We start from the raw sequence: 16,676 nt of genomic DNA, 5'->3' as shown, positions 1-16,676 counted from the left end.
GCCCGATGAACGCCCACCTCCTCCTCCAGCTCGTGCTCAACGGGCTCATCGTCGGCGCGCTCTACGGCGTCGTCGCCATGAGCTTCGTCCTGATCTACAAGGCGAGCCAGGTCGTGAACTTCGCCCAGGGCGAGTTCCTGCTGATCGGCGCCTGGATCTGCTGGTGGCTGCTGACCACCTACCAGCTGCCCTTCCTGGTCGGCCTCGGCATCACCTTCGCCTTCATGCTGATCTTCGGCATCGCCCTGCAGGTGGTGGTGCTGCGCCCGCTGATCGGCGAGCCGATCATCTCGGTGATCATGGTGACGATCGGTCTGTCGATCGTCTTCCAGGCCCTGTGCAAGTGGCTGTTCGGCGTCTTCGCGCAGCCCTTCCCGCCGATCTTCGCCGCGCAGCAGGTCTCGGTGCTCGGCTTCGAGTTCCAGACTGCCTACGTGATGAGCCTGGGCATCTCGGTCGCCATGATGGCCGCCTTCGCATGGTTCTTCCGCTACTCGCGCCACGGCCTCGCCATGCGGGCCACCGCCTTCGACCAGCAGGTGGCGCAATCGCTCGGCATCCCGGTCCGCAACGTCTTCGCCATGGCCTGGGCCATCTCGGCGGTGGTGTCGTCGGTGGCGGGCGTCGTGGTCGGCATCGTCAACGGCGTCTCCTCGGCCCTGTCGCTCTACGGCATCAAGGTCTTCCCGGCGGTGATCCTCGGCGGCCTCGACTCGGTCGTCGGCGCGGTGATCGGCGGGCTGGTGATCGGTCTCCTGGAGAACCTCGCCCAGTACGTCGACGGCCAGTTCCTGCACTGGGGCAACCTCTACGAGATCGTGCCCTTCTACGTCCTGGTGGTGATCCTGATGCTCAAGCCCTACGGGCTGTTCGGGACCCGGGACATCGAGCGCGTCTGAGGAGCATCATGGCGACGCAGAGCCTCATCCCGGCCGGCGACTTCCGCACCAGCTACGCGGCCGACACCACCATCTTCCCGACCGCCGGCAGCCGTTACGCGGTGCTGGCCGGGATCGCGCTCCTGGCCTGCGCCCCCCTCGTCCTCGACCGCTACTGGCTGTCGCTGCTGATCCAGATCGGCACCTTCGCGGTTGCGGCGCTCGGCCTCAACATCCTGGTCGGCTTCACCGGGCAGATCTCGATCGGGCACGCGGCCTTCTTCGGCTTCGGGGCCTTCGCCTCGGCCTGGCTGTCGAACAACCTCGCGGTCCCGGTCTTCTTCGCGATCCCGCTCGCGGGCGTGATCACCACGGCGGTCGGCCTCGTCTTCGGGCTGCCGGCGGCCCGGCTGAAGGGCCTCTACCTCGCCATCGCGACGCTCGCCGCGCAGTACATCCTGCAGGACTTCTTCGCCCGCGCGAACTGGTTCAGCGGCGGCGTCGCCGGCACGCCGGCCGAGCCGTTCTCGATCCTCGGCTTCGCCTTCGACACCGACCACCGCTACTTCTACGTGGTCCTGGCCTACGTGATCGTGACCTTCCTGCTCGCCACGAACCTGATGCGCACCCGCGACGGCCGGGCGCTGGTGGCGGTGCGCGACCACTACCTCTCCGCCGAGATGATGGGGATCAACCTCACCCGCTACCGCACCCTGTCCTTCGGCCTCTCGGCCTTCTTCGCGGGGATCGGCGGCGGGCTCTACGCCCATTACCTGCAATACGTCTCGGTCGAGGGCTTCGGGATCCTGCTGTCGATCCAGTTCCTCGGCATGATCATCATCGGCGGCCTCGGCTCGATCATGGGCACGCTGATGGGCACCGCCTTCATGGTGCTGGTGCCCGAGGCGATGGGCTGGCTCACCGACGCGGTGAAGGGCTCGCCCCTCGACCGGGCGCTCGCCCTCAAGGACAACCTCTCCTTCCTGCGCGAGATGGCGATCGGCCTCGTGATCGTCCTCTTCCTGATCTTCGAGCCGGACGGCCTCGCCCATCGCTGGCGGCAGATCAAGGCGTACTGGAAGCTCTACCCGTTCTCGCACTGAACCGGCGGGAACCAAGACGGGCCGAACGGCCGACCGACGAAATTAGAGGAACCCCGACCGATGCTTCGCCCCGCTCCCCTCGTCCCGGCCCTGGCGCTGGGCCTCGCCCTCGCGCTCCCGGCCCGTGCCGCCGACGTGCCAGTCGGTCACCTCGCCGACCAGAGCGGCGCCACCTCCGACGTCGGCGTGCCCTACGCCCAGGGCGTCGCGGACGCGCTGGCCTGGGTCAACCGCAAGGGCGGCATCGGCGGCACCAAGCTCGCCGTCGAGTCGGTCGATTACGGCTACCAAGTGCCGCGCGCGGTGGCGCAGTACAAGAAGTGGACGAGCGGGCGCGACAAGGTCGCGGCGATCCAGGGCTGGGGCACCGCCGACACCGAGGCGCTCTCGGCCTTCGTCGCCAAGGACGAGATCCCCTACATCTCGGGTTCCTACGCCGCGCAGGTCAGCGACCCGACCGGCGCCAGCGGCAAGGCCAAGGCGGCGCCCTACAACTTCTTCTACGGGCCGACCTACTCGGACGGGTTGCGCGCCATGCTCCTCTGGGCGGCCGAGGACTGGAAGGCCAAGGGCAAGCCCGGCAAGCCGAAATACGTCCACATGGGCGGCAACCACCCCTACCCGAACTCGCCCAAGGAGGCCGGCGAGGCGATGGCCAAGGACCTCGGCTTCGAGGTGCTCCCGGCGATCGTCTTCGCGCTGGCGCCCGGCGACTACACGGCCCAGTGCCTGACCGCCAAGAATGCCGGGGTGAACTACGCCTATCTCGGCAACACCGGCGGCTCGAACATCTCGCTGCTGAAATCCTGCAAGGCGGCGGGCGCCGACATCCAGTTCATGGGCAACGTCTGGGGCATGGACGAGAACGCCGCCAAGGCCGCGGGCGAGGCCGCGAACGGCGTGGTCTTCCCGGTCCGCACCGCCGCGGTGACGGGCGGCGACGCGCCGGGGCTGAAGACCGTGGCGGAGATCTCGCGGGAATCCGACCCGAGCGGCACGGCCTACCGGCCGGTCCACTACCTCTCAGGCGTCTGCGCGGCGCTCTACATGACCGAGGCGATGGCCTGGGCCAAGGACAATGGCGGCATCACCGGCCCGACCGTGCGCAAGGGCTTCTATCAGAAGAAGAACTGGGTGCCGGCGGGCATGGAGGGTGTCTGCGTGCCCTCGACCTGGGCCGAGACCGACCATCGCGGCATGATGAGCGTGGCGATCTACCGGGCGAAGGTATCCGGCCCGACGGACACCGCGCTGCCCGACCTGATCAAGGCCGGGACCGTGAAGCTGGAGCCGGTCAAGACCGTGGAACTGCCGCGCAAGCCGGAATGGTTCGGCTGGTAGGGCTGGAACACCCCTCGAAGAATGAGCGCGTTTCCCCTCTCCCGAGTGGGAGAGGGGCCAGGGGTGAGGGTGGCTCGGGTTCAGGATCGATCTGAACCGCCGAGCTGTCAGCGGCACGGTCCCGTCTTCTTGCTGAAGCGTCCGTCCCTCACCCCTACCCCTCTCCCACACGGGAGAGGGGATCCGGCGCTCGACCTGAGAACGTTACTCGTCGAGGTTGCGGAGCCCCGCATGTCCCAGATCATGACCCTGGAACGCCCCGCCGCCGAGGCTGTGCCCGCGGCGCTCCTGGCGCTGCGCAACGTCGAGGTCGTCTACGACGACGTCATCCTGGTGCTGCGCGGCCTCAGCCTCGACGTGCCGGCGGGCTCGATCACCGCGCTGCTCGGGGCGAACGGCGCCGGCAAATCGACCACCCTCAAGGCCATCTCGGGCCTGCTCCGCTCCGAGAACGGCGCGGTCACGCGCGGCGAGATCCTGTTCGACGGCGCGCGCATCGAGGGCGTCGAGCCCGACCTCATCGTGCGCCGGGGCATCTTCCAGGTCATGGAGGGCCGCCGGATCATCGCCGACATGACGCTGCTGGAGAACCTCCGGCTCGGCGCCTTCTCGCGGCGCGACCGCGGCGGCATCGCGGCGGATCTCGACCGGGTGCTCACCTACTTCCCGCGCCTGAAGGAGCGCACCGGCGCGGCGGGCTACCTCTCGGGCGGCGAGCAGCAGATGCTGGCGATCGGCCGCGCCCTGATGGCCAAGCCCCGCCTGATCCTGATGGACGAGCCCTCCATGGGCCTGTCGCCGCTTCTGGTGAAGGAGGTCTTCGCCATCATCCGGCAGATCAACCGCGACCTCGGCGTCACCATCCTGCTCGTGGAGCAGAACGCCCGCGCGGCGCTCGGTGTCGCCGACCGTGGCTACATCATGGAACAGGGCAAGGTCGTGCTCGACGGCACCGTGGAGGAGCTGCGCGCCAACGAGGACGTCAAGGAGTTCTACCTCGGGGGCGCCGGAGACCAGCGCAAGACCTTCAAGAACCTGAAGAGCTTCAAGCGGCGAAAGCGCTGGATCTGACCTCTTTTCGCAGTGGGGCGGCACCAAACGCAACTTTGGCGCGTTACATCCGGTCGCCAAGGAGCCAGACGCGGATGACCATGACCACCCATCTGTCGCCGGACGAGGTCGAGGCCTACGCGCTGGCCGGCGAGGAGGCCCTCAACGTGAGCCTCGGCCGCCAGTTGCCGGAGATGCAGGCCGCCTTCTGGCACGCGATCCAGTGCTGCTACGTGCGGTCCCCGTCGCCCATCCCGGTCCCGGACTTGGCGATCGTGCCCGATCCGGTGGTGCTGCCGCCCGCCCACGTCATCCAGGCGGCCGTGGAGTTGCAGTAGCGCCCTTGCGCCGCGGCCCGTTTCTCGCCTCTCTCTCGCCCCAGCGCGAGCGCGCGGGACGAAGGAGCGGATCATGACGCAGCGGCCGAAAGTGGCCTTCATCGGGACGGGCGGCACGCTCTCCTCCCTGGGACGCGACAGCCTCGACCTCCTCGACTACACGGCCACCGACCGCCGGCTGGAGGCCGACGCGATCCTCGACGCCGTCCCCGAGGCCCGCGCCGTTGCCGACGTGATTCCCGTGCGGTTCCGGGCGGTCCCGAGCCCCGCCATCGGCTTCTCGGAGTGGCGCGACCTCGTGCGGCTCTGCGAGGACCAGGTCGCCGCCCATCCGGACCTCGCCGGCATCGTCATCGGGCACGGGACCGCGACCCTGGAGGAGACGGCCTACGCGCTCTCGCTCACCCTGACGGTGGACGTGCCGGTGGTGCTGGTCGGCTCGCAGCGGCCGATGAGCGGTCTGTCGAGCGACGCGCCCCTCAACCTCGTCAACGCCATCCGCACCGCTGCCGCGCCGCAATCGCGCGGCCGCGGCGTGCTCGTCCTCCTCAACGACGAGATCCAGGCCGCGCGCGATGTCACCAAGACCTCGGTGGCACGGCTGCAGACCTTCCGCAGCGCCGATTTCGGCATTCTCGGCCAGGTCGACGGGCCGTCCGTCACCTATTACCGCCGCGGCGAGCGCCGCCACGCCCCCGGCACGCCCTTCGACATCCGGCACCGCGCGGCCCTGCCGCGGGTCGACATCTCCTACGGCTACGCGGATGCCGACGGCACCGCCGTGCGGGCCTTCCTCGCCGCGGGCGCCCGCGGCCTCGTCTCGGCCGGCCTGGCGCCCGGCATGACCCCGCCCGCCGAGGCCGAGGCCCTCGAAGCCGCCGCCCGCGGGGGCGTAATCGTCGTGCAATCGACGCGGGCGGGCAGCGGTGTCGTGCCCCTGACCACCCGCCTGCGCCAGCGCGGCATCCTCAGCGCCGACAACCTGACGCCGCAGAAGGCCCGCATCCTGCTCGCGCTCGCCCTCACGGTCACCGCCGATCCTGCCGACGTCGCCGAGATCTTCGCGACCTACTGAACCGCACCGATCAGGTCTTCGTCGGTGGAAATCTGCGAAGACCTGAATAACCAATGTTAATTTATTGTTAACCGCCTTATCTCCGCCACAACTCGCCGTCGTGATCGGCTCCGGGCGGCGGGGAACTCAGACAGGAGCACCCGATGGGCTTGATCGTTCTCGATCCCCTCACGGGAGAGCGCGTCCTCATCCGCCGAGAACGGCCCCCCGGGGCCGCGCCCGATCCGGAGACCGACCGATGCAGCGCTTCTACTTCAACGCCCAGATCGGTGAGACCCTCGTGGCCGACCTCGCCGGCGAAGCCTTCCCCAACGCCGAGCAGGCCTGGCACGCCTCCCTGGCCGTCGCCTCGGCGATGATGCGCGAGCCGCGCCACCGCGAGACCCTGATGGCGGCGAGCCTCGTCGTCACGGACGAGGAGGGCATGGTGGTGATCGACCTGCCCTTCGCCGAGGCCGTCGGGCCCGACCACGCCTCGGCGGCCTGAGGTCAGGCGGCAGCGAGGCTTCGGCGAGCGCTGCGGCCGATCATCAGCGATAGCAGCGCGGCGACGAGCCCGGTGAGGCCCGCCACCAGGAAGGCCTCCAGGTAGCGGCCCTCCAGGGTGCGCGAGAGGCCGGCCGCGAAGGCCGCGGTGGCGGCGCCCGCCTGGTGCCCGGCGGCGATCCAGCCGAACACGATCGGCGCGTCGCGCTCGCCGAAGGCCTCGTTCGTCAGCCGCACGGTCGGCGGCACGGTCGCGATCCAGTCGAGGCCGTAGAACACCGCGAACAGCGACAGGCTGTAGAACGAGAAGTCGGTGAAGGGCAGCACCATCAGCGACAGACCGCGCACGCCGTAATACACGAAGAGCAGCTTGCGCGGGTCGAAGCGATCGGTGAGCCAGCCGGAGCCGGTGGTGCCGACCATGTCGAAGACGCCCATCATGGCGATCAGCCCGGCCGCCCGCACCTCCGGCAGCCCCATATCGGCGCAGAACGAGATCAGGTGCGTGCCCACCAGCCCGTTGGTGGTGAGCCCGCAGATGTAGAAGGTCCCGAACAGCAGCCAGAAATCGCCGGTGCGGCTCGCCCGCACCAGCCCGTCGATGGCGGCGCGGAAGGGGTTCGCCCGCCGCGGCGGCTCGACGACGCTGCCCGGCGTGGCCCCGTAGGGCAGGAGCCCGATATCGGCCGGACGCTCCGGCAGCAGCCAGGCGACCAGCGGGATCAGCGCCGCGACGACGGCCGCGACGGTGAGCACCACCGGTCGCCAGCCGCCCGCCTCGGCGATCGCCGCGAGGCCGGGCAGGAAGATCAGGCTCCCGGTCGCCGTACTCGCCGTCAGCAGGCCCATCACGAGGCCCCGCTGCACGACGAACCAGCGGTTGACCACCGTGGCGCCGAGCACGATGGCGACGCAGCCGCTGCCGAGGCCCGACAGCACGCCCCAGGTCGCGACGAGGTGCCAAGGCTCGCTCATGAAGGCCGAGAGGCCGGTCGAGACCGCCATCAGCACGAGGGCGCAGAGGAGCGTGCGGCGGATTCCGAACCCCTGCATCAGCGCCGCCGCGAAGGGCCCGACGAGCCCGTACAGGAAGATGCCGAGCCCCGCCGAGAACGAGACCGTCGCCCGGCTCCAGCCGAAGGCCTGCTCCAGCGGCAGGATCAGCACGCCCGGCGCCGCCCGCAGGCCCGCCGCGGAGAGAAGCGCCAGGAAGACCACACCCACCACCACGAAGGCGTAGTTGCGGCCGAAGGGCCGGCGCGAGACCGGAGGCACGCCCCCCGCGGCGATGGCATTCGACATGGGACGCACTCCGAATCCGTGCTATCGTGTGACGTACCGGTCAGTAACATCTGCGGGCGGAATGGCAAGGGCCACGATGGCGGACGAGAGCGCGGCGGCGATGCGGGAGGCGGGCGGGCGGGCGCGGGACCGGATCCGGGAAGCGGCGCGCGACCTGTTCTACCGGCGCGGGATCCGGGCCGTTGGCGTCGACGAGATCGTGGCGCGGGCGGGCGTGACCAAGCCGAGCCTCTACCGGGGCTTCGCCTCGAAGGACGCGCTGGCGGTGGCCTGCCTGCAGGATTTCGCGGCCGCCTTCGAGGCGCGCCTGGACGCGATGCTGGCGGCGCATCCGGGCGACCCGCGGGCCGGGCTGCTCGCGTTCCTCACCGACCTTGCGGACCGCACGGCACGCCCCCTTTACCGCGGCTGCGGCCTGTCCAATGCGGTGATCGAGCATCCCGACCCGGACCATCCGGCACGGGCGGCGGCGCTCGCCAGCAAGCGCGCGCTGCACGCGCGCCTGGAACGGGCCGCCACCGAGGTCGGGGCGCGCGACCCCGGCGCGCTTGCCGACGGCTTGCTGCTCCTGATCGAGGGCGCCTTCGCGTCCGGACAGATCTTCGGCCCGGGCGGACCCGCCCGCAGCCTCACGCGGACCGCCGACGCGCTGATCAGCAGCAGTGTTGCGGACTGACGCCCCGTCGTATCGGCGCGATGCACAAGTTCCGGGACCTGCGACCACCCGGCCCGGGTCCGGTCTCGGCCGCTTTCTGCGGCCGCCGCCGCGGGGGATTCACGCCGTCTGGCGCGGCCCGATTGTCGGTTGACCATTGATCGGCCCTCCGGTTCAGGTAGGACGTTCGTCCGGGTAAGCCGGTATGCCGGCCTGGAAGGCCGGCTCATGCCGGCCCCGAGAGTGGAGTTGCGGCCATGACCCTCGTGCGGCGTTTCCTGGTGGCGCCATCCCTGGTCCGGCTGATCCGGAAGGAGCGCGGCGCGGCGCGGATCACGGAGGGCTACTTCCCGCCCCAGGCGGGCCGCACCTCCTTCGTGCGGGTGGACGGCACGCAGTGCCACCTCGTCCTGGTGACCTCCGACGAGAGCGGCGCCACCGGCGAGGAGCGCACGGAGGTGCCGCGCGCCCACGGCGACGCCCTCCTCGACGTCTGCGCCGGCAAGGCCGCCTACGACCGCACCGTGATCGCGCTCGGCAACGGGCGCGACGCCCTGGTCGACCGCTACCTCACCCCCGGCACCATCGACCTCGTCTCGGTCGGCTTCGACACGCCGGAGGAGGCCAACGGCTTCGCGCCGCCCGCGTGGTTCGGGCCGGACGTGTCGCAGGATCCCGCCTATCTCGGCCCCACCATCGCGATCCAGGGGCCGCCGCAGCCCGGCGAGGTGGCGCTGAGCAACGCCGCCCTCGACGCCGTCCTCGATCTCGTGGAGCACCGCTACGGCTTCGGCCGCTTCGGCGGGGGCCGGCCCGATGAGGCCAGCACCGTGACGAACGCCCTGCGCCGGCTCGCCACCCGTCCCCCGGCCGACGCCGCCGCGCCGCCGCCAGCGCCCGTTCCACCCCCGCCGCCCGCCCCCGTGGAAGGGCCGGAGGAATCGGGCAGCGCCCGCATCGACGACGTGATCGAGAGCCTGTCCCAGGCCCTCGGCGCCTCGGTGCCGGGCGAGGGCGCGCGCGACGAGGGCGCCGCCTTCGAGCGCTGGACCGTGCGCCCCCGGCGCAACCCGCAGCCCACCTGATCCGGTCGGTCAGCGGATCGTCACGCGCGCCCCGCCGGACCGGCGCACCATGCCGTAGAGCTCCCGGGCCGCGCCCGGCGCCAGCCGCACGCAGCCGTGGCTGGCCGGGCGCCCGAGCCGGCCGGTCGCGGCGGTGCCGTGGATGGCGTAGCCGCCGCGGAAGAACATCGCGTGCGGCATCGCCCCGCCGTACTTGTGCGACCACCAGTAGGGCGTGGTCCAGAGGACGCGGTACTGGCCCGCGGGCGTGACGTAGCCGCTGCGGGCCGTCGAGACCGGCCAGACGCGCACCAGGGCGCCGTCGACGTAGACGCGCATCTGCTGCGCGTCGCGGTCGACCAGCGCGACGATGCCGGCCGCGGCCGGTGCGGCCCAGGCGAGGGGGATGAGCGCGCCGAGACGCGCCGCGGTGCGGAGGGTGAGGTGGTACACGGGGTTCAGGTCGCCGAGAAGTTGCGCTATCGCTCACTCTCGGCGGGCCGCGGCGAACGGAGAAGGTCCTCGGGCCGGCCACGCGGCGCTTTTCCCCGAGGAACTTGTGTGGTCGATTGCCGAGTGAGGTCGTGACGCTGCGGAGTGCCGTGTCGTCCTGCGCGCGGGAGGCAGGAACGCGGGGCGTCGGGTCCCGCGCGGGAGAAGAACAGGCATCGGGAGCGGTGGCCCCGCCACCCGGATCCGGCCATCGAGGAATGTCGGCGGGCCGGTGTCCGGGCCCGTGAACGAACGAGGGAGGAATCGTCATGCAAGCCCCCGCCGCCCCGGCCGTCCGAGACACGGCGCCGGCGCATCAGCCCTGGTACAAGGTGCTCTACATCCAGGTGCTGATCGCGATCGCGCTCGGCGTCCTTCTCGGCTGGGCCGCTCCCGACACCGCCAAGTCGATGAAGTGGCTGGGCGACGCCTTCATCGCGCTGATCAAGATGATGATCGCGCCAGTCATCTTCTGCACCATCGTGCACGGCATTGCGTCGATCGGCGACCTGAAGAAGGTCGGACGGGTCGGCCTGAAGGCTCTGTTCTACTTCGAGGCGGTGTCGACGCTTGCGCTGCTCATCGGCGTCATCGTCGGCGAGGTGATCCGGCCCGGGGCCGGCTTCGGCGCCGATCCGGCCAAGCTCGACGCGGCCGCGGTGGCCGGCTACGCCAAGAAGGCGGCCGACGACTCGACGGTCGCCCACCTGCTGGCGATCATCCCGAGGAGCTTCTTCGACGCCTTCGCCTCCGGCGAGCTGCTGCAGGTGCTGCTGATCGCGATCCTGACCGGCGTGGTGGTGACCGGCCTCGGCGAGCGGGCCAAGGGCGTGACCCACGCGATCGATGTGGCGGGCGAGATCTTCTTCCGGATCATCGGGCTGATCGTGAAGCTCGCGCCGATCGGGGCCTTCGGGGCGATGGCCTTCACCATCGGCCAGTACGGCATCAGCAAGCTCGGCAACCTCGCGGGCCTCGTGGCCACCTTCTACCTCTCCAGCCTCCTGTTCGTGCTGGTGGTGCTCGGCCTGATCGCCCGCTTCTGCGGCTTCTCGATCCTGCGCTTCCTCGCCTACATCAAGGACGAGCTCCTGATCGTGCTCGGCACCTCCTCCTCGGAGACGGTGCTGCCGCACATGATGCAGAAGATGAAGCGGCTCGGGGCCTCGGACTCGGTGGTCGGCCTCGTCATCCCGACCGGCTACTCGTTCAACCTCGACGGCACGAACATCTACATGACCCTCGCGACGCTGTTCCTGGCGCAGGCGGTGGGGGCCGACCTCAGCTTCGGCCAGTACGCGACGATCATCGTGGTGGCGATGCTGACCTCGAAGGGAGCCTCGGGCGTCACCGGGGCGGGCTTCATCACGCTCGCGGCGACGCTGGCGGCGATCCCCGGCCAGCCCGTCCCGGTCGCCGCCATGGCGCTGATCCTGGGCATCGACAAGTTCATGTCGGAGTGCCGGGCGCTCACCAACCTGGTCGGGAACGGGGTGGCGACGATCGTGATCAGCCGCTGGGAGGGTGAGCTCGATCCGGTCAAGCTGCGCGAGGTGATGGCGCATCCGGTGGAGATCGGCACCGAGATCTCGGACGAGAAGCCGATCCCCGTCTCGCCGTGACCTCCGCCCCGCCGCTCCGGGTCGGCGTCGATCTCGGCGGCACCAAGATCGCCGGCATCGTCCTCACCGAGGACGCCCGCGTGGTGGCGGAGCGGCGGGTGCCGACGCCGCGCGGCGACTACGAGGGGACCGTGCGGGCCATCGCCGGGCTCGTGGCGGCCCTGGAGCAGGCGGCCGGCGGCACCGGCACGGTCGGCCTGGGCATCCCGGGGGCTGTCTCGCCCGCCACCGGGCTCGTCAAGAACGCCAACTCGACCTGGCTGATCGGCCGCCCGCTCCACGGCGATCTGGAGCGGGCGCTCGGCCGGCCGGTGCGGCTGGAGAACGACGCCAACTGCCTCGCCGTCTCGGAGGCGGTGGATGGGGCGGGTGCGGGCGCGCCCGTGGTGTGGGCGGTGATCCTGGGAACGGGAGTGGGGTCCGGCATCGCGGTCGCGGGGCGCGCCCTGTCCGGGCGCAACCGCATCGCGGGCGAGTGGGGCCACAACCCGCTGCCCGGGCCGCGGGCGGACGAACTCCCGGGACCGGCCTGCTATTGCGGCCGGCACGGATGCGTCGAGACGTGGCTGTCGGGTCCGGGTTTCGCCGCCGACCACGCCCGCGTCACCGGCGAAGTGATGACCGGCGAGGCCATCGTCGCGGCGATGCGGGCGGGCGACGCCGGGGCCTCGGCGAGCTTCGCGCGCTGGCGCGACCGCCTCGCCCGCGGCCTCGCCGCGGTGATCAACGTGCTCGACCCGGACGCGATCGTGCTCGGGGGCGGCCTTTCCACGATCGACGAGGTCTATCCGGGCCTGATTGAGGCCGTGGCGCCGCACGTGATCTCGGACGTGGTCACCACGCCGATCCGGCGCAGCCGCTACGGCGACGCCTCGGGTGTGCGCGGCGCGGCGTGGCTGTGGAAGGAGGCGGTGGGGTAGAGGGCCTCGGCGCTCGGACCGGAGACCCGCCGCTCGTCTCCCTCTCCTCTTCCGGACGGAGGCCCTCCCCTGCGGTCTCGCGACGCCTCAGGCGGTCAGCACGTGGCCGGCCGCCGTCACGCCGCCCGCGCCGGCCCGACCGCCCCGTGCCGGTTGCGCAGCCGGAAGGCCAGGACCAGCATCACCCCGCCGAAGACGATCGCGTAGGCGGCCATCCAGGTCGTCAGCACCACCAGCGACACGACGGGGTTGACCAGGAGCGCGACGCCGAAGAGCACCGAGCACAACCCGCCGAGCACCAGCCACCAGCGCCCGTGATCGAGGTGCAGGCCGAACGCGGCCGCGACCATCAGGGCGCCGGTGACCAGCGCCCAGGCGGCCGTGAGATAGACGAAGGCCAGGAGCGCGCTGCCCGGCATCAGGAAGGCGGCGACCCCGACCAGGATGTTGAGCAGACCCTCGGCGAGGAGCAGGCCCCAGCGCTCGTGGCGCTCGGCGGCACGCACGGCCGCCACGATGCCGGCGGTGCCGTCCACCAGCATATAGGCCGAGAACACGATCACGAGCGTCAGCAGCGTCGCGAAGGGCGAAACGAGGGCGACGATCCCGAACAGGATCGCGAAGACGCCGCGCAGGGCGAGGAGCCACCAGTTGCGCGCGAGCACGGCGCTCATGGCACTGATCCGGTCCGGCGCGGTGCCGGCCGGCGGAACCGTGGGTCCAGAGGTCATCGTGAAGCTCCCGAGATGATGTCCGACGGATTGTGCTTCGGTCCAGGCCCGGTCGCCATGAGACGGATCAAGCGCCGCCGCGACCGATCCCGGTCGAGGGACACCGCGCTTGGTTCGACTCCCGAGGACAAACCGGAAGCTCGACCGCCGTCGTCCTGCGCGCAGAACGCAAAGCGGCGGAAGGCGTTCCGATGCGCCGGCCCGAGATGAAGGTCTGCGCGAATTCGTCACCTAGCGGAACCGGAACGCGGGCTTGCGATTGTCCTGCGCGAGGCGGGCCCGTGCGGCGGCCGCGACAGCGGCCGCACCAGGGATATCAGACATGCTGGACGAACAATCCCGGGCGGCCGGCCGCGACGGGCGGGACGGGGCTGTCCGCGCGCCCGGAGACCAATCCGCCCCGCCGCAGGCGCGCGAGCCGAGCCGGCGCGAGGACGAGAGCGAGCCGCGGGGCAAGGCCGCGGACAGCGACGGGGAGGACGATCGGGGCGCGAAGGAGCAGGGCGGCAGGAAACCGTCCATCATCCGGCGGCATCCGCTCTGGTTCCTCCTCGGCGCGATCCTGCTCGTGGCGACGGGCGCGGCCGTGTTCTGGTACTGGCTCGTCTTCGTCCATCCCTACGAGTCGACCGACGACGCCTTCGTGGCCGCCCGCCAGTTCTCGATCGCCCCGAAGGTCTCCGGCTACGTGGCCGAGGTCCCGGTCACCGACAACCAGCACGTCGCGGCGGGCGCCGTCCTGTTCCGGATCGACACGCGCGACTACGAGGTCGCCCTCCAGCAGGCGCAGGCGCAGGTCACGGCGGCCGAGGCCTCGATCCGCAACATCGAGGCGCAGATCCAGGCGCAGTACGGCAGCATCGAGGAGGCCCAGGCCCAGGTCGAGCAGGCCAACGCCGCGCTCGGCTTCGCCCGCCAGGACGCCGCCCGCTACCAGGACCTCGCCCAGCGCGGCGCCGGCAGCGTGCAGCAGTCGCAGCAATCGACCTCCAACCTGCAGCAGCAGCAGGCGAACCTGTCGCGGGCGAAAGCCGCGGTGACGGTGGCGCAGAAGCAGATCGGTTCGCTCGAGGCCCAGAAGGCGAGCGCCGAGGCGAGCCTCGCCCAGGCGCGGGCGCAGGAGGCGCAGGCCCGGCTGAACCTCGGCTACACCACGATCACGGCGGCCCAGTCCGGACGGGTCGTGCGCCTGACCGGCGCGGTCGGGCAGTACGCCCAGGCGGGCCAAGCGCTCAGCATGTTCGTGCCCGACGAAATCTGGGTCACGGCGAACTTCAAGGAGACCCAGATCACCGACATGCGGCCGGGCCAGTCCGTCGACGTCGAGATCGACGCCTATCCGGACCGGAAGATCTCCGGGACGGTCGACTCGGTGCAGCCCGGTTCCGGCACCGCCTTCAGCCTGCTCCCGGCCGAGAACGCCACCGGCAACTACGTGAAGGTGGTCCAGCGCGTCCCCGTGAAGATCGTGGTCGCGCGCTGGCCCGACGACGTCGCGATCGGTCCCGGCCTCTCGGTCGTCCCGACCGTGAGGGTGCGGTGAGCGGGATGTCCCCGGCCGACAGCGCGGCCGGCGACCACAATCCCTGGATCGTCGCGGTGGTGGTGGCGATCGCCACCTTCATGGAGGTGCTCGACACCACCATCGCGAACGTCGCGCTGCGCTACATCTCGGGGGGCCTCGCGGTCGGCCCCGACGAGGCGGCCTGGGTGGTCACGAGCTACCTCGTCGCCAACGCCATCGTGCTCACGGCGTCGAGCTTCATCGCCAAGCGCTACGGCCGCAAGGCCTTCTTCATGGTGGCGATCGGGCTCTTCACCGTCTCGTCGGTCCTGTGCGGCTTCGCCTGGAGCCTCGAATCGCTCCTGTTCTTCCGCGTGCTGCAGGGGCTGGGCGGCGGCGGCATGGCGCCCCTCGCCCAGTCGATCCTGGCGGATTCCTTCCCGCCCGAGAAGCGTGGGCAGGCCTTCGCGCTCTACGGGGTCGCCATCGTGGTGGCGCCGGTGGTCGGCCCGACGCTGGGCGGCTGGCTCTCCGACACCTATTCCTGGCACTGGTGCTTCCTGATCAACGCGCCCGTGGGCGTGCTCGCCCTCGTGCTGATCCAGATCCTGGTGCAGGACCCGAAATCGGCCGTCGAGGAGCGCCGCCGCATGCGCCGCGAGGGCGTCGAGTTCGACCTTGTCGGCTTTCTCCTCGTCGCCACGTTCCTGGGCTCGCTCGAGGTCGTCCTCGACGAGGGCCAGCGCAAGGACTGGTTCGGCTCGACCCTGATCATCGTCTTCGCCTGCCTGATGGTGGTGTCCTTCGTGGCGATGATCCCCTGGGAACTCACGCGCAAGAACCCGGTGGTGGACCTGCGCCTCCTCGGCAGGCGCCAGTTCGGCTCCTGCTTCCTCGTGATGATGGCGACGGGCGCGATCCTGATCGCCACCACGCAGTTCCTGCCCCAGGTGCTTCAGGACTACTTCGGCTACACCGCGACCTGGGCCGGCCTCGCGCTCTCCCCGGGAGGCCTCGTCACCTGCCTGATGATGTTCGTGATCGGCCGCGTCTCGTCCTTCGTGCAGCCGAAATACCTGATCGCGGCGGGTGCGACGATCATCGCCTTCGCCATGTATGATCTGACCAACCTCTACGGCGACCTGAACTTCGGGTTCTTCGTGTGGTCGCGGATCTACATCGGCATCGGCCTGCCGATGATCTTCCTGTCGATCACCGCAGCGTCCTACGAGGGGATCTCCCGGGAGCAGACGGACCAGGCCTCGGCCCTGATCAACGTGGCGCGCAACGTCGGCGGGTCGATGGGCGTGTCGCTGGCCCAGAACGTCCTCGCCTACCGCCAGCAATTCCACACCAGCCGGCTCGTGGAGCACGTCGTGCCCTCCGCGCCCGCCTACCAGGAGACGCTGCGGCGCGCGACGGATTACTTCGCCAGCCAGGGCGGATCGAGCGTCGACGCGCAGAACCAGGCGGTCGCCTGGATCGGCCAGCAGGTCGCGACGCAGTCGGCCTTCCTCGCCTATATCGACGTGTTCTGGGTGCTCGCGATGGTGTCGGCCTCGGCGATCCCGCTCGCCATGATCCTCAAATCGGTCAAGCGCGAAGGCGGTGCCCAGGCGGTCGGGCACTGAGGCGGCCCGCCGGAGTGCCGGAGACGCGATGCGTGATCCTCCCCCTCATGCGGGGTTGCGGATTCACACTTCGGGTGGTTCGCATGCCCTCTCCCCGCGTGCGGGGAGAGGGTCGAGCCCCCCTTGCCGGGGGCGAGACGAGGCGGCGCACCGATCGCGAAGCGATCGGCCCGAAGGTGAGGGGGCGGTTCCGGAGGAGCCACATCCGGCACGGCCCCCTTGTATCTGGAAGCCGGCCCTTTTGGATGATGTGATGAGGGCTGCGCGGGGACCGGCGGCCGCCGGTCCCCGCGCGTGGCGGACGGCTCCCGCGCCCCCTCTGGCTGCAACCGCTGGTGAGCTTTGGGACCGTCGCCACTGTCACGCACGACCGGACAGTCGCCTGATCGCCCATCGCACGCACAAGGCAGGTTACCGTGACCCAGATCATCTGTGGAGTGGACGTCGCCGCAAAGACCCTCGACGTCCGCATCGTTCCGGGTGG

Annotated in this window: 16 protein-coding genes; 13 read left to right on the top strand and 3 right to left on the bottom strand. The window is 70.7% G+C overall.

Annotated elements, in window-relative coordinates; all coding sequences use genetic code 11:
* Window positions 1-5: 5 nt before the first annotated feature.
* The 7 genes from ACW9J6_RS29355 (at window position 6) to ACW9J6_RS29325 (ending at window position 6,272) form a co-directional block, all read left to right on the top strand.
* Window positions 6-899, top strand: a complete 894-nt coding sequence (locus ACW9J6_RS29355; RefSeq protein WP_457119886.1) for a branched-chain amino acid ABC transporter permease — start codon at window positions 6-8, stop codon at window positions 897-899.
* A gap of 8 nt (window positions 900-907) precedes the next feature.
* On the top strand, window positions 908-1,981 hold the full coding sequence (locus ACW9J6_RS29350) for a branched-chain amino acid ABC transporter permease (RefSeq protein WP_457119885.1): 1,074 nt from the start codon (window positions 908-910) through the stop codon (window positions 1,979-1,981).
* A gap of 60 nt (window positions 1,982-2,041) precedes the next feature.
* On the top strand, window positions 2,042-3,322 hold the full coding sequence (locus tag ACW9J6_RS29345) for an ABC transporter substrate-binding protein (protein ID WP_457119884.1): 1,281 nt from the start codon (window positions 2,042-2,044) through the stop codon (window positions 3,320-3,322).
* Window positions 3,323-3,553: 231 nt separating this feature from the next.
* Entirely contained in the window at window positions 3,554-4,393 is an 840-nt protein-coding gene (locus ACW9J6_RS29340) for an ABC transporter ATP-binding protein (RefSeq protein ID WP_457119883.1), read from the top strand.
* 74 nt (window positions 4,394-4,467) lie between these two features.
* Window positions 4,468-4,710 (top strand): hypothetical protein, encoded by a 243-nt coding sequence (locus ACW9J6_RS29335; protein WP_457119882.1) that lies wholly within the window; start codon window positions 4,468-4,470, stop codon window positions 4,708-4,710.
* Between the two features lie 73 nt (window positions 4,711-4,783).
* Window positions 4,784-5,785, top strand: coding sequence for an asparaginase (locus ACW9J6_RS29330; RefSeq protein WP_457119881.1), 1,002 nt, complete (start codon window positions 4,784-4,786; stop codon window positions 5,783-5,785).
* Window positions 5,786-6,023: 238 nt separating this feature from the next.
* Window positions 6,024-6,272 (top strand): DUF6894 family protein, encoded by a 249-nt coding sequence (locus ACW9J6_RS29325; protein ID WP_457119880.1) that lies wholly within the window; start codon window positions 6,024-6,026, stop codon window positions 6,270-6,272.
* Between the two features lie 2 nt (window positions 6,273-6,274).
* Here ACW9J6_RS29325 and ACW9J6_RS29320 read toward each other — a convergent pair whose 3' ends face one another.
* Window positions 6,275-7,573 carry an MFS transporter gene (locus tag ACW9J6_RS29320; protein ID WP_457119879.1) on the bottom strand — a complete coding sequence of 433 codons (1,299 nt, stop codon included), beginning with the start codon at window positions 7,571-7,573 and terminating at the stop codon, window positions 6,275-6,277.
* A gap of 76 nt (window positions 7,574-7,649) precedes the next feature.
* On the opposite strand from ACW9J6_RS29320, the gene ACW9J6_RS29315 reads away from it, so the two are divergent.
* Together ACW9J6_RS29315 and ACW9J6_RS29310 are read left to right on the top strand one after the other, a co-directional pair.
* On the top strand, window positions 7,650-8,249 hold the full coding sequence (locus tag ACW9J6_RS29315; protein WP_457119878.1) for a TetR/AcrR family transcriptional regulator: 600 nt from the start codon (window positions 7,650-7,652) through the stop codon (window positions 8,247-8,249).
* A gap of 236 nt (window positions 8,250-8,485) precedes the next feature.
* Window positions 8,486-9,313 carry a hypothetical protein gene (locus tag ACW9J6_RS29310; protein WP_457119877.1) on the top strand — a complete coding sequence of 276 codons (828 nt, stop codon included), beginning with the start codon at window positions 8,486-8,488 and terminating at the stop codon, window positions 9,311-9,313.
* 9 nt (window positions 9,314-9,322) lie between these two features.
* Here ACW9J6_RS29310 and ACW9J6_RS29305 read toward each other — a convergent pair whose 3' ends face one another.
* Complete coding sequence (locus tag ACW9J6_RS29305) at window positions 9,323-9,745, bottom strand: L,D-transpeptidase (protein WP_457119876.1); 423 nt, start codon at window positions 9,743-9,745, stop codon at window positions 9,323-9,325.
* A 308-nt stretch (window positions 9,746-10,053) separates the two neighbouring features.
* On the opposite strand from ACW9J6_RS29305, the gene ACW9J6_RS29300 reads away from it, so the two are divergent.
* Both ACW9J6_RS29300 and ACW9J6_RS29295 read left to right on the top strand, forming a co-directional pair.
* Window positions 10,054-11,406: a dicarboxylate/amino acid:cation symporter gene (locus tag ACW9J6_RS29300; protein ID WP_457119875.1), complete on the top strand. Its 1,353-nt coding sequence runs from the start codon at window positions 10,054-10,056 to the stop codon at window positions 11,404-11,406.
* A complete protein-coding gene (locus ACW9J6_RS29295) occupies window positions 11,403-12,326 on the top strand; it encodes an ROK family protein (protein ID WP_457119874.1) in 924 nt (307 codons plus the stop codon). The genes ACW9J6_RS29300 and ACW9J6_RS29295 overlap by 4 nt, the downstream gene beginning before the upstream one ends.
* A 116-nt stretch (window positions 12,327-12,442) precedes the next feature.
* On the opposite strand, the gene ACW9J6_RS29290 is transcribed toward ACW9J6_RS29295, so the two are convergent.
* Window positions 12,443-13,057 carry an HdeD family acid-resistance protein gene (locus ACW9J6_RS29290; RefSeq protein ID WP_457119873.1) on the bottom strand — a complete coding sequence of 205 codons (615 nt, stop codon included), beginning with the start codon at window positions 13,055-13,057 and terminating at the stop codon, window positions 12,443-12,445.
* Between the two features lie 322 nt (window positions 13,058-13,379).
* Between ACW9J6_RS29290 and ACW9J6_RS29285 the strand changes: the two genes are divergently transcribed.
* Window positions 13,380-14,600 (top strand): HlyD family secretion protein, encoded by a 1,221-nt coding sequence (locus tag ACW9J6_RS29285; RefSeq protein ID WP_457119872.1) that lies wholly within the window; start codon window positions 13,380-13,382, stop codon window positions 14,598-14,600.
* A 5-nt stretch (window positions 14,601-14,605) separates the two neighbouring features.
* Window positions 14,606-16,192 (top strand): DHA2 family efflux MFS transporter permease subunit, encoded by a 1,587-nt coding sequence (locus tag ACW9J6_RS29280; RefSeq protein WP_457119944.1) that lies wholly within the window; start codon window positions 14,606-14,608, stop codon window positions 16,190-16,192.
* The last annotated feature ends 484 nt before the right edge of the window (window positions 16,193-16,676 follow it).

Source organism: Methylobacterium sp. JK268 (genome assembly GCF_054052225.1).
Note: the sequence above shows the minus strand (reverse complement) of the source record. Positions and strands in the feature narration are given on the sequence as shown.